Annotated in this window: 11 protein-coding genes (1 of these 11 only partly in view); all 11 read right to left on the bottom strand. The window is 36.2% G+C overall.

Going from position 1 to position 13,505, the window contains the following annotated elements; all coding sequences use genetic code 11:
• Positions 1–1,046: 1,046 nt before the first annotated feature.
• Positions 1,047–3,458 (bottom strand): T9SS type A sorting domain-containing protein, encoded by a 2,412-nt coding sequence (locus EJL04_RS03555; protein WP_164511720.1) that lies wholly within the window; start codon positions 3,456–3,458, stop codon positions 1,047–1,049.
• Positions 3,459–3,922: 464 nt separating this feature from the next.
• Positions 3,923–5,716: a helix-turn-helix domain-containing protein gene (locus tag EJL04_RS03550; protein WP_125104076.1), complete on the bottom strand. Its 1,794-nt coding sequence runs from the start codon at positions 5,714–5,716 to the stop codon at positions 3,923–3,925.
• A gap of 245 nt (positions 5,717–5,961) precedes the next feature.
• Positions 5,962–6,564 carry an electron transport complex subunit RsxA gene (gene rsxA, locus EJL04_RS03545; protein WP_021855620.1) on the bottom strand — a complete coding sequence of 201 codons (603 nt, stop codon included), beginning with the start codon at positions 6,562–6,564 and terminating at the stop codon, positions 5,962–5,964.
• A gap of 3 nt (positions 6,565–6,567) precedes the next feature.
• Positions 6,568–7,152, bottom strand: coding sequence for an electron transport complex subunit RsxE (gene rsxE / locus EJL04_RS03540; RefSeq protein ID WP_021855619.1), 585 nt, complete (start codon positions 7,150–7,152; stop codon positions 6,568–6,570).
• A gap of 22 nt (positions 7,153–7,174) precedes the next feature.
• Positions 7,175–7,798, bottom strand: a complete 624-nt coding sequence (locus EJL04_RS03535) for an RnfABCDGE type electron transport complex subunit G (protein ID WP_021855618.1) — start codon at positions 7,796–7,798, stop codon at positions 7,175–7,177.
• Positions 7,795–8,802: an RnfABCDGE type electron transport complex subunit D gene (locus tag EJL04_RS03530; RefSeq protein ID WP_125104075.1), complete on the bottom strand. Its 1,008-nt coding sequence runs from the start codon at positions 8,800–8,802 to the stop codon at positions 7,795–7,797. The genes EJL04_RS03535 and EJL04_RS03530 overlap by 4 nt, the downstream gene beginning before the upstream one ends.
• A gap of 62 nt (positions 8,803–8,864) precedes the next feature.
• Positions 8,865–10,217 carry an electron transport complex subunit RsxC gene (gene rsxC, locus EJL04_RS03525; RefSeq protein WP_021855616.1) on the bottom strand — a complete coding sequence of 451 codons (1,353 nt, stop codon included), beginning with the start codon at positions 10,215–10,217 and terminating at the stop codon, positions 8,865–8,867.
• Entirely contained in the window at positions 10,214–11,143 is a 930-nt protein-coding gene (locus tag EJL04_RS03520) for a Fe-S cluster domain-containing protein (RefSeq protein ID WP_125104074.1), read from the bottom strand. Before EJL04_RS03520 ends, rsxC begins: the two co-directional genes overlap by 4 nt.
• A 27-nt stretch (positions 11,144–11,170) precedes the next feature.
• On the bottom strand, positions 11,171–11,623 hold the full coding sequence (locus EJL04_RS03515; RefSeq protein ID WP_125104073.1) for a SoxR reducing system RseC family protein: 453 nt from the start codon (positions 11,621–11,623) through the stop codon (positions 11,171–11,173).
• Positions 11,624–11,745: 122 nt separating this feature from the next.
• A complete protein-coding gene (locus EJL04_RS03510) occupies positions 11,746–12,186 on the bottom strand; it encodes a hypothetical protein (protein ID WP_125104072.1) in 441 nt (146 codons plus the stop codon).
• A gap of 5 nt (positions 12,187–12,191) precedes the next feature.
• A protein-coding gene (locus EJL04_RS03505) for a glycoside hydrolase family 10-like protein (RefSeq protein ID WP_125104071.1) crosses the window boundary here: on the bottom strand, positions 12,192–13,505 show its 3' portion. 210 nt of this gene lie beyond the right edge of the window; the window shows 1,314 of its 1,524 coding nt (coding positions 211–1,524); its start codon lies off the right edge, out of view — the gene reads right to left on this strand; it ends in the stop codon at positions 12,192–12,194.

Here is a 13,505-nt window from a genome sequence, read left to right as displayed (position 1 = left end):
GAATTAACAAATTACCTATATTAAACCCTATGTATGGGCTTATGTTTTTTAGATTTATATAAACAAATAACTGAAGACAAAGTTATATTATTTTTCGCTGTATTGATAACATTTGATTATTTTTAACTCAAATAAATTTATCCGTCACCATATCATACATCCATTATTTGACAACTCAAAATTTATATTGGAAATTTGACTATTCACACACATTTTCAGACAACACCGCTTACGCCTATATAAAGACATATGAAAACGGCATATATCTCCATGAGACAATAATGCTCAACTTTAAATATTCATTTTCAGCAACAGAATAAAAACATAAAAGATTGTCTGAAAATAGTAAAAGATAAACAATGCTTTAAGAACGCATACTAATTGCAGCCTATCTTATTTGCAAGATTAGCCATAAAAAACCATTGATTTTCATATCATAATCGGGTTACTTTTGTATTAAAAACAACCCATTTACGATACAAAAACAATAGGTTAATGATTCGAAACATACATATGCCTTTTCAATTACATTTTCATCAAAACCCATTATACAAAAAAGAAAATACAAACATAATCCACTCCTTTTACTTTCACTTTTTGTCTTTCAATATTTACATAGTCTTTTAGTAGTTGAAAGGTTGATGTTCACCTTATAAGAATTGTCACATAATAAACTCGCTTATATTATAATATAAACAATCTGCGTATGTAATACTTCAACATTATGATCCTTATATTAAGAAATTACTATTTCCACAATTATTATCGACGTAAACATCTGTTTAATTTAGGAACACTTGGATGCAACAGAATTTCTGTTTTATATTAAGCGGACTGCCGTTCGAATATTTGCAAATATAGTTGGCTATCTAATAAATAAGCAGACACGAGACGACCATAGAAACATCAATCTACTTATAATTAAACATTATACTTTAATGTCTGATTGGGGTACATAAAATATTCAAAAAAAACGATTGACGAAACACAAATCCACAGAATATATTTCGTCAATCGCTTTTAACAATTCAATTATTCGAGCAAATTTAAATCTTTATTTTATATACTTCTTTACCATTTTCACCAGTAAGTACAACTACATAAACGCCTTCTGGAACGTTTGAAAGATTTACCTCCGTTCTGCCAGAACAACTACTTACCAATGTTCCTGATACACTATAGATCGCAACTGTTTTAAAAGGTTTGTTAAGATACAAAATACCATTATCTACTCGTCCCCAACTTCCAGTTTCTGATTCAACAGTACCAATTCCTGATAATTCCCAATATGCATCATTAGAATTTTCAGACTCAATGCCATTCTTATACATTGCAGTAACAACAAATGAGCCGTATTCATCTTCAGGAATGTCTATTGACACATTCTGTGTCTTTATCATATCATCTACATAGAGTTCACCATTGAAATACAATTTATATCCTTCTATACCGAGATCTTTTTCAGCTGTTTTATCAGCAGCAATGTTTGCAAAAATATGCCATCTTCTCATAAATCCGTTAGTAAAAAGTCTATCCCACGTCTTACCATCGTCTTCTGTGAACAAATCACTCTTACCGCTGTCTTCACTATACAGGCAAACTCCTAGAGGATGCTCATTGATATCATGCTGAACAACCTTAATGCCAACCTGCAACGATGTATTTTCTTTAATAATCAAAGGTTCGTCAAGAGCAACTGTATTCCATGCATTTTCAGTAAAATGTTCTATGGGTTGGTTTACAACCATTTTATTATTTTCAAAAACGACAAGACTCAATTTTGTTTCTACACGGTCTTCACCATTATACTTTCTGTTCGAATAGAAAGTCAAGGAGTTGAGATATTCACCAACACATTCCGAAAGGTCTTTAGGTGTAAATTGTATTGCTCCTATAAAAGGTTTGCCTTCATCACCAATACCTTCGCCATCTTTAATTTCTTTTGTACTATATCCTAGTTCGCGAACACCAGCCGGGTCTTTCCAAAACAAATTCAGAGTAGAATAGCCATGTTCCAAAGTCAGGTCTTTCGGAGCATCAGTCTTTACATTATCCTTTCCAAGATTAATAATATAACTATATCTTTTACGGTCTGCATTTATATAAAAACCAAGAAGAATGTTTCCATTATCTGAGGACCTTATGCTTCCCATTAAAGTAGTGTCTTTCTCACATGAATCATATTCTGGTTCTATATCTATAATGCCATTAGTTTGCTCTTTTATCCATTCATGGAAAGTTTCTTCTTTATTACTCCTTATATCATAAACATTAGTTGTTCTCATAGGAGATTCTACCGGTGCAGCATAGAACATGGCATCATTCATGGTTAGCCCTGTTGGCAATCCGTAAAGCTCTTTGTACGAGGTAAATCTACCATTTTCAAGATTGAAATACGCAGGAGATGAGTCACGATCACGTTCATCCTTCTTCCACTGATAAGTAAGCATCATACGGATGCCATTTTGTGCCTTGGTTATCGTGAACACATCAAATCCATCTCCTGTTAAAGCCGAATCAAGAGAATCGCTATATAATTTCAATCTCTTATTATAATCAGCCAATATTTCCTGATATTCATGTACAGCCTCAGAATAAGCGGCCATCGAGTCGATATCTGTAATATAATACTGTTTATAGTATATAGGATTTTTACTTATTTCTCCATTCTCATATTTCTCTATATCCTCCAAATATTTAACAGAATCTTCAGCCGTAAAATATTTAGCCGCATCAACTGTAATTGGCTGAACTGGCCTTGACGTTGGAATCTTCACACCTTCTTTATAAATTATGTCCAGTCCAAGTTCATTATACTGCCATATTCCATCTTTATCTTTTTTCCAAGCTATACAATAGTTTCTGTATCCAGACCAGTCTATTACACGTCCACCTATATAGCTATTGCTGCATACTATAGCATCTACTGCCTGAACTTGTAAATGGGTAGGATCAAGCAAAGGAAATTTCAGCAAAGAAACTTTATATGTTCCGTCTTCTTGCCTTTCCCAGATACACGGCTTACGTATTGTTCCTATTGCATAAGGATTATCGTCAATATTCTTGTATGTAATAGCACCGCAAATCATCGTTCCGTCATCAGTAATATCCCATGCTGTTCCAGAAATGACATCAGGGTCATCTGGATAAGGAAGTTTTTCCCAATGTCCATCTATAGCAACTGCAGGAAACGTGAATTCTGACTGCCCAACAAATATACCTTCAGGAGTAGCGCTATTACAAATAACACCGTCAAATTCCTGCATTATTTCATCGGTGGTGTTATAAATAATGGTTTTCTTACCAGATTCTTCATTCTGTATTGCATATTTTCCATTTCCCGATAAAATAGAAAATGCATATCCGTTAAGTTTTCTATATGTAGGGGTGTTCTGTGCTGGCGATACTATTGAAAGCATCATTGCCACAATAAAAGCGTAAAAAAAATTGTGTTTCATACGTCTCATTTAAGTTAAAAAGGATTTAACATATTCATAATAATAAATCAATTTATAAGAACTACTTTTTCAATCACCAATAGCCATATATTATTCTCAAAAAATAATATGATATGGGCTAGACTATATTACAATTATGATTGAAATGTAAATAATAATATCAAAACGTTATTCATACGCATTTAATTTGTATATTTCTTTTCCAGCCGCTATTAACTTTATGTTAAAAATATAATTATTTAAACAGTGAGGGTGGCTGCTTCCCTTTTCTGCTTTCAATAATGGTTTCTGTTCAGAACAGATCTTATTAAAAATCCTGAGCAAAAATATGTCGTAATTTTTAATAAAACAAATCAAGTTTATTCGGATTCGCGAAATAGAATAAGAAAAAGAATTAAGTCATCCGTTTCAATAAAAACAAGAATTCTTTTTCATGAAACAGATGACTTAAACCCAACAACATACTATTCTTTTCTAAGTTTTTCCTTATACAAAGAGGGAGTTATACCAACAGTCTTCTTAAAGACATCAACAAATGCGCTGTATGACTTAAATCCAACACTTTCAGCAATGGCATTGAGCGTAAAAGAACCATAATTCTCAGTATCAGACATTCTTAGGCAAGCCAAATGTATGCGATATTCATTGACGTATGTTTTAAAACTTTTTTGGAAATTATCATTAATTACCATTGAGACATACTTACTGTTAGATCCAACAAGTGTAGACAAACGTAAAAGCGAAAAATCATAATTACAAAATTCTGTAGTATTTTCCATTATATCTATAATTGCATCAAGAAGTTTATTACGCATATCTCCACTCATCCTCATGCTAGCATTTCTTACTTTTTCTACATTGTCATCACATGTATCTGAATCACATTTAATTATTTCTTCATTTCTGCTGCATACTCCATTGTCAATTGTTTTTCTCATACGCTCAACTTCCGCCTCTAACTCTTTTTGCCTGGCCATAGACTCATGCATTCGAACTCTGAGCACATTCTGATTTTTAATAAAATCACGATTTACAACAAACAAATTATTATAGCTTTTATCTATACTCTTTTTTTGCCTGTAAACTATTATAAGCAATACACTAACTACCAAAACCACAACTGTTATGACAAAGATAAAATTCCTTTGTGTTGAAATTGTCGCCATGCGCTCTTTCTCACGTTCATGTAAATTTGAAATATATTCATCATATTTTGCCATCTCATAAACAAACTGTTGTTTTTTTATGGTTTCAAACTCCTGAAAATTAAGTATAGAATCTTTTGTGTCAAGGTATAATTTCATATAATGATTAGCCAATTTATAATCTTTGACGGAGTCATAATAATCAGCATAATCCATATACACGCTAAGACAAGAATGCATTATCCCATATTTTTCAGCTGCCTCTTTATACAAACGTATGTATTTTAACATCATTCTGTCATCTTTAAGAGCAGAATAACTTTTATACAACATTTGATAGCTTGAACAAATATATTGTGGAGTAAGATTGTTTTTTTGTGCATAGTCAACGGCTTCTTTTAATACCTGTATTGCCTGAATACTATTTTTTTCCGAATAAAGTATCATTCCCATACAAAACTTCCACATAAATACACACTCTTTATCTTTAGATTTCTTAAATTTAATCAATAGCTTGTGGTATTTACGGGCTTCTTTGGTTTTTCCTAACCTTGCTGTCATCATCGTAATGTTGGCAAGTACTTTATATTCATTTATGGCATCTTTATACTTACGGCTTAAGTTGTATGCCTTTTTGTAATATCCAAGTCCATTGCCAAAATCTCCATACAAGCAAAAAATGGTTCCAATATTATTATAGAATCTTGATATTTCGCGTTTTCCATTACCTTCCTTATATATCCTCAATCCTGTAAAATACGCATTAAGTGCATCTGCATATGATCCCTTCATATATAAAATATTACCTTTTTTCAGAAAAGCTATAGCACACTGCTGTCTTTCTTCATTTGGTAAATCTATATCTGCACGCTTACATAACACCAAATAATAAATAAAAGCTGTGTCTAGACTATTTTTCTCAAAATATTCATCAGCCTTTTTCATTACATCATCTGTAGGGACTTTCAATGTATTCTTCACCAAATTAAAATAATCTTTTCCAAAAGTCATTGCCTTAATTTGTATTGGCACAAAAAAAAGGAAAAGAGATATAATGATGCCTAGCTGCAAACATAATACATGACGCGAGTTGATGCACATAAAATTCTTCATTGTTTACGTGAGTTAGGAATGAAATTAATTAAACTTTTAAAGTATTCCGACAATTACGACCATAGTTCAAATTGTTTACATACTACAACAATAAATAATATACACGTCAAACTACTTTATTATCTAGATGCATTATTTCTAAGTTTTTAATTCAATCACTTTATAAAAAACAAGGAGGAATAGAGATAAATTATTTATAAAAACAATTTTATCTTTACTCCTCCTAAACATACATAGTTTTATCTTCAATCAAGTCCAAATAACGTCCTTAAGCCTGTATCTACTCCTGAAAATCCCAAGAAAGCCAAGCTTAAAAGGCCTGCCGTAACAAGTACAATGGCCATGCCTCGCATACCTTTAGGGATATTCACCATTGACAGTTGCTCTCGTATTCCAGCAAATACGACCAATGCCAAAGCAAATCCCAACGCCGTAGAAAATGCATAAACAACGCTCTGTATCAACGAAAAGTCTTTCTGGATAACAAGAATAGCCACACCCAACACAGCACAGTTAGTGGTGATAAGAGGCAAGAAGATACCCAACGCCTGATAAAGAGCAGGAGAAACTTTCTTAAGGATAATCTCAACCATCTGTACTAAGGCTGCGATAACCAATATAAAGGTTATTGTCTGTAGATATTGCAAGCCAAATGGGTCAAGCAAATATATCTGCACCAGATAAGTTACAATCGTTGCAAGCGTAAGCACAAAAGCAACAGCTGCTCCCATTCCAAGTGACGTGGATACCTTTTGAGACACGCCAAGGAACGGACATATTCCCAAGAACTGTGACAACACGATGTTGTTCACAAATATTGCTGATATAAAAATCAATAAATATTCCATAATTTACGCTTTCTTAAATCTGTTTACAATTGCAATAAGATATCCCAAAGTTATAAATGCTCCAGGAGGCAGAATGAAAAGAAGCATGTTGCTTGTCTCCGGCAGCAGCACGATTCCAAAGATAGAACCGGCTCCAAGAATTTCGCGTACAGCGCCAAGCAATGTAAGCGCAATACTGAATCCAAGACCCATACCTAAACCATCGAACAAACTTTCTACAGGTCCATGGCTGCAAGCAAAAGCTTCAGCACGTCCAAGTATGATACAGTTAACAACAATCAAAGGTATATAAAGACCCAGAGTAGCGTAAATCGTCGGAACAAAAGCTTGCATTATCATCTGAAGTATAGTTACAAACGATGCAATCACAACAATAAACACCGGAATGCGAACCATATCTGGAGTCAGATTCTTTATCAAAGATATTACCAGGTTTGAGCATATAAGCACAAACATTGTGGCTAATCCCATTGACAGACCATTTATAGCAGATGTTGTGGTTGCCAATGTAGGACACATACCAAGAAGAAGTACGAAAGTAGGATTCTCCTTGACTATACCATTTGTTAATATTTTTAAGTAATTCATAATTATCTACATTTAAATACAATTATTTTTCATAATGCCCTGTAGCCGATGTATTAGCATCTACATGGCCTGACTTATAGGCGTTGTAAGCCTGGGTAACAGCAAGCAGGAAAGCACGGCTGGTAATGGTTGAAGCGGTAATAGCATCTATATCACCTCCGTCTTTTTTCACAGTAAGGTTGTCTTTATTTGGATTCTTGCCTATGATGCTTCCCTTACCATCCTTTTGGAACCACTTGTCTGCTTTAGCTCCCAGTCCTGGGGTTTCTGCATGTTGAAGTATAGTATATCCTAAGATATTACCGTCTTTATCAAAGCCAACCAATACTTTCAGGTCGCCGCCAAATCCACCGGTGGTACTTTCAACTGCCACTCCTAAATCTTGTTTATTTGAATCAACTGTCTTATGAATTACAAATACAGCTTCCTTGCCTTTTATAGTCTGCTTTATAGTGTCGTTTTCTGCTACTGAAAGCTGAACGCCCCCCATAACGGCTTTAATACCATCAGCAAGAGTTTTCTCTGCCTGAAGTTTTATCGGTGCCTCTGTTATATGGTTTACATACGCAAGAATTCCGCCTGTAATAAGTGCCACACCAACAAGGACAAGCACCATATTTGTTATTGACGATTCTAACTTTTTCATTTTTTATCCTCCTTTACAATTTCTCCAAAACGCTTTGGTTTAACATATGCATTTATTAGCGGAGTGAACGCATTCATAATCAGAATTGCGAAAGACATTCCTTCCGGATATGAGCCCCAATTTCTGATTATAACAGTCAAAGCGCCGATGGCTATACCATAGATAATCTGTCCTTTATGAGTCATTGGAGACGTCACATAATCAGTAGCCATAAATATTGCTCCAAGCATAAGTCCTCCAGTTAGTAATTCTGCAATGGGGTTAGCATAAATAGGATTGGCAACATGCAACAAGCCACAGAAAACAAAAACCGTAGCCAAGATGCTTACAGGTATATGCCATGTTATGATTTTCTTCCAAAGCATATAAATCAGACCTATGATTAGGGCCAAAGCACAGATCTCGCCTATGGTTCCGGCTCCATGATTTATACCGGGATTACCCAAAAGCAGTGATACTGAATCAGGAAGTCTGTCAAGTACTGTCGGATCGCCTGATTTTATTGCTTCTTTCATTATACTCAAAGGAGTTGCTCCTGTTTGAGCGTCAACATAACTTGTAAGCTGACCGGCAACAGGCCACGATGTCATCTGTGCCGGGAAAGACACCAACAAAAAACAACGGCCAACCAAAGCCGGATTGAAAGGATTACATCCTAATCCGCCAAATGTCATCTTGCCTATACCAATAGCCACTAAGGCACCAATAATAATTATCCAAACCGGAAGGTTAGACGGAAGGTTGAATCCCAACAACAGACCTGTTAGAATTGCCGATCCGTCAATTAGCGTAGGCTCTTTTTTCATTATATATTTAGTGATGGCCCACTCAAAGAACATACAGGCTGCCACACTAGATGCACATACAACAACCGAACCTATTCCGAAATACAAAAATGATACCAGCAATGCGGGTAACAATGCTATTATCACGCCATACATATTGCGCTCAACGCTATCTGTTCCATGCGCATGTGGCGATAATGATACTATTAATTTGCTCATCGTTTTAAATTAATTTTTGCCATTATTCATCTAAATGAAAAATACAATCAGATAAAATGGATTTATTTTTTTGCGCTGCGGGCTCTGATTATGCCCATAACTGTAGTCTTGCCCAAACGTATATTATCAAGCATAGGACGGTGAGCAGGACATGTAAACTGACATGAACCGCACTCAATACAAGACGTTACACCGGCAGCCTCTACTTTCTCCCAATCATGCTTAGCACTAGCAGTAGCAAGAAGATACGGCTCAAGCCCCATGGGACATGCACTTACACACTTTGCACATCTGATACAAGGCTGAGGAGCTTTGCGCTTAGCGTCATTTCCACTAAGTATCGTAACACTATTAGTTCCTTTACAGATAGGCACTTCAACTGAAGTAAGGGCTTTTCCCATCATTGGTCCTCCAGCCAACAGTTTATTGTCGCCTTCAGGCATTCCTCCACACTCATTAATTAGATCAATCATTGGAGTACCCATACGCACAAGGAAGTTAGCCGGATGAGCCAGTTTCTTACCCGTAACGGTTGTATATCTCTCAAATAATGGCTTGTTTTTCATTACTGCCTGATATACAGCATAAGCCGTACCTACATTCTGCACAATTGCTCCTACATTAACAGGAATTGCAGGAGGTGCAGGAACCTGGCGACGAATAACTGCATCAACAAGCTGCTTTTCTCCGCCTTGAGGATATTTCTTTGCCAACGGAACAATTTCTATGTTCGGATTTGAAGCCGTCTTTTGTTCAAACAATTCAATAGCTTTTGGCTTGTTTTCCTCAATACCGATATAGCCTTTATCAACCTTTGCAGCTTTCATAAGCAAATCAAGCCCCACAAGAATCTCATCTGCATGCTCCATCATAAGCCTGTAGTCAGATGTTATATAAGGCTCACACTCCACTCCGTTCAGGATAACACATTCAGCTTTAGCTGTAGGAGGAGGACATAATTTTATAAATGTAGGGAAACCGGCTCCACCCATACCAGTAACTCCGGCTTTCTTAATACGCTCAACAATCTCTTCAGGCGTAAGCTCCGGATGAGCTGAAAGAAGTTCCAACTTATCAGAACGGTCAATACTTTCTTCCCATTCATCACCTTCAACCTTAATAATAATTGAAGGTTTACGGTAACCCGTTGCATCTATGGCACTTTCAACCTTCAGCACTGTTCCTGATACAGAAGAAAAAATCGGAGCTGAAACGAAGCCTCCGGCTTCAGCAATTAAAGTTCCCACCTTAACCTTATCACCTTTCTTTACGACAGGTTTTGCCGGTGCACCAATATGCTGTGACAAAGGGAATATGGCCTGCTGAGGCAATTTTGCTACAGTGGTAACGACCTCTGATGACAATTTATTTTCCTCCGGATGTATACCGCCTATTCTAAATGTTCTCAATTTCATTCCTTTATCTCCTTCTGTTTTGATTCTACACTAGGGTTAACTTTTTCTGAAGAAGCTACACTTTCCACATTCTGTCCAGATGCTTCTGTACGTACTTTAGGAGCAGGGAAATTCACTGCAACAATGGCATGTGTAGGACATGCTTCAACACACTTGCGGCACAAGCGGCATTTTTCAGGGTCAATATAAGAAAGATTATTTTCTATTTTTATTGCATCAAACTTACATTCCTTTTCGCATTTGCCACAACCGATACACGCAGCCTTACATGTCTTCATGGCAATGGCACCCTTATCCTTGTTTACACAACGGACATATACGCGGCGATTCTTTATTCCCTTTTTACGAAGCTCAATAATATTACGAGGACAAGCTTTTACGCAGGCTCCACATGAAGTACATTTTTCCTCATCAACTTCAGGAAGTCCTGTTTCCTGGTTCATTGTAATTGCACCAAAAGCGCAAGCATTGACGCAATCGCCACAGCCCAGGCAACCATATCCGCAGCCAGTCTCTCCTGCACCGCAAGAATTTACAGCCGTACATGTTTTTAAGCCATCATAAACTGCAATACGAGGACGCAACTCGCACGTTCCGTTACAACGGACAACTGCAACCTTAGGCTCTGTGTTTGCAACAGCCAGACCTAATAAATCAGCAACTTGCCCCATAACATCGGAACCGCCAACAGGACAGAATAGTCCGTCAATAGAGCCTGCATCTGCTCCCTTAACTAATGCACTAGCCATACCGGAACATCCCGGATAACCACATCCTCCGCAATTAGCTCCTGGCAAAATGGCAGACACCTGCCCTATGCGGGGATCTTCATGAACAGCAAACTTCTTAGAGCACACGTACAATATCACAGCTGATATTAACGCAATACCGCCAAGTACATTTACTGCAATTAAAATAAAATTCATAAGTTTTGTATTTGTTTTAGTTAGTAATTATAATTTCAACCCATTATCGCCGAATGTATTTACACTCAACGGATCAATATGAAACGACAATTTAACTCGTATTTTCTCTCTCATATAGTATAGTATAAGATAATAAGGTATGAGCGAACATAAACTGAACAACGCCGCAGAAACCTCACTTTGTGTAATAACAAAAGCAATGGCCAGAACAACAACAAGTATAATCAAAGGAATCACAGAACTCAACAAAACTGCTAAAAAGCCCGTACGCTGAGATGCAATAACTATAACATTGTCACCAGTTTTCAAACCATAGTGATTATCACAATATACATCAACCACCTTCTCTTTGCTTTCAGAAGCGTTGCAATTACCGGACATCTTACACGACGAGCATGCTGATGTCTGGGTTATACGTACTTTTATCAATCCGACATCAACAGTATCGACAACCCCTAAATGCCTTATTTCATTTTTCATGTTTTTACCTATAATTTGCAAACTCGAGTTTGCAAATGCAAAAATAATACTATATTTTCAAACAGCAAACAAAAATGAAGATTTTCTGCAAAAAGGGAAAAGTGTAAAAGAAGTCGACTAACCTATTCTTTTAACAGGTTATCAAGAAATTTATTCAAATCGTCATCAAGACCATTCATCAAATCACCTCCAATTATTCTTATATCACTGTCGACAAGATACAGCTCTGCAAAATGTTCTCTGTCATCATTTTCCAAAATAAAACTATATGGCTTCAGTATCGACAAGCAATCAACAACATCACTCATCTCTTTAAGAACATCACGCAATACACCTGCAATATTTATATAAAAATCTTGTTCTTTACAATTAATCCATTGATCGACAACACAACGGGTGATTTCATTGTCATTATCATCAAAAGCAAGAAGCTCACCTGTATCCTGCGAAACACTCAAATGAATATCCGTCATTATAACCGGTTCTTCTGTACTTGGGAATTTTTGAGAAACTTTATTAAAGAACCTCTTTAACTGAACTATTGTTGATTCTGTTGTTTTCATCTTATTTAATATCTTATTGATTTCTTACGCGGTTTACTTTCATTACTCAATCTATCTAAAGCAGTCACAACATAATAGTGCTTTTCACCAGGCTTAATCGCACTAGCCGGTATTTTATAGAACTCGTCAGAAGTTATTGCAACTATTTTTGAAGGATCATCAATATTTATTTTTTCACCTTTAACAAATTTGTATACGACATACTTTACAGCCTTGTTTGACCAATCTTTGCCTTTAGGAGCCTTCCAGAACAGTACAATTCCGTCCTCAAATGCCAGAAACTTCATCTTTCTAACTTTTTTAGGTGCCTTTCCGTCTATATATTTCATCTGCGGAACGAGCGCAGGATACTTCCAATATACATTTTTCAACATTGAGCCATAATTGCCTACATTATCCGTTACCGCCTTGGCATACCACAGAACCGTACCTTGCACATTATTCATTTCCCTATGAAGTTTTTGCTTGGCAGGCATTTGATTTATACTTCTATTTACCAAATCCGGACTTTTTACGGTACGTATTACATCCTCTCCAATATATAGATGTCTTTTCCCTGCATATTTATTCCACCACTTGATTAAAGTCTCATAATCAGCTGCTTTATGTCCTATTTCCCAATAGAGCTGCGGCACACAATAATCTACCCATCCGTTATTAACCCACATTAATATATCAGCATACAGATCATCATAATTCTGAAGTCCGGATGTTTTACTTCCTATCAACGGGTCACTCTTTTTATTTCTATATATACCAAACGGAGATATACCAAACTTTACCCAAGGTTTGGTTTCATGAATAGCTTCATAAAGCTGTTTAATAAAGACATTAACATTATCACGTCTCCAATCATTTTTATTTTTAATGCCGTTATTGTATTTTGCAAACTCAGCATCATCCCGTATAGTTTGCCCAGGAGCAGGATAAGGGTAAAAGTAATCATCTATATGCAATCCGTCAACATCATATCTGCTTACAATATCTTTAACGACATCCACTATATAATCTCTTGCTTCAGGAATACCCGGATTAAGTATCATCTGGCCATCATAGGCAAAAGCAAGTTCTGGATGTTTTATGGCTATATGAGTTGAGGCAAGTTGATTCGTTGTTTTTGTCTTTGCTCTAAAGGGATTAATCCAGGCATGAAGTTCCATGCCACGCTTATGGCACTGATCTATCATCCAGTTCAAAGGATCCCAAAACGGATACGGTGCTTTACCTTGCACACCAGTAAGAAAACGGCTCCAAGGCTCATACTTACTTACATACAAAGCATCGCATTCTGGCCTAACCTGAAATATAATAGCATTAAC

The sequence above is a fragment of the Prevotella marseillensis genome, from assembly GCF_900625065.1.
Taxonomy (GTDB): Bacteria; Bacteroidota; Bacteroidia; order Bacteroidales; family Bacteroidaceae; genus Prevotella; species Prevotella rara.
This window is presented reverse-complemented; position numbering and strand designations above follow the sequence as displayed.

Bases quoted from the DNA above. Each gene is read 5' to 3' on its own strand.
- EJL04_RS03555 (WP_164511720.1), bottom strand. From the start codon at position 3,458: ATGAAACACAATTTTTTTTACGCTTTTATTGTGGCAATGATGCTTTCA.
- EJL04_RS03550 (WP_125104076.1), bottom strand. From the start codon at position 5,716: ATGAAGAATTTTATGTGCATCAACTCGCGTCATGTATTATGTTTGCAG.
- rsxA (WP_021855620.1), bottom strand. From the start codon at position 6,564: ATGGAATATTTATTGATTTTTATATCAGCAATATTTGTGAACAACATC.
- rsxE (WP_021855619.1), bottom strand. From the start codon at position 7,152: ATGAATTACTTAAAAATATTAACAAATGGTATAGTCAAGGAGAATCCT.
- EJL04_RS03535 (WP_021855618.1), bottom strand. From the start codon at position 7,798: ATGAAAAAGTTAGAATCGTCAATAACAAATATGGTGCTTGTCCTTGTT.
- EJL04_RS03530 (WP_125104075.1), bottom strand. From the start codon at position 8,802: ATGAGCAAATTAATAGTATCATTATCGCCACATGCGCATGGAACAGAT.
- rsxC (WP_021855616.1), bottom strand. From the start codon at position 10,217: ATGAAATTGAGAACATTTAGAATAGGCGGTATACATCCGGAGGAAAAT.
- EJL04_RS03520 (WP_125104074.1), bottom strand. From the start codon at position 11,143: ATGAATTTTATTTTAATTGCAGTAAATGTACTTGGCGGTATTGCGTTA.
- EJL04_RS03515 (WP_125104073.1), bottom strand. From the start codon at position 11,623: ATGAAAAATGAAATAAGGCATTTAGGGGTTGTCGATACTGTTGATGTC.
- EJL04_RS03510 (WP_125104072.1), bottom strand. From the start codon at position 12,186: ATGAAAACAACAGAATCAACAATAGTTCAGTTAAAGAGGTTCTTTAAT.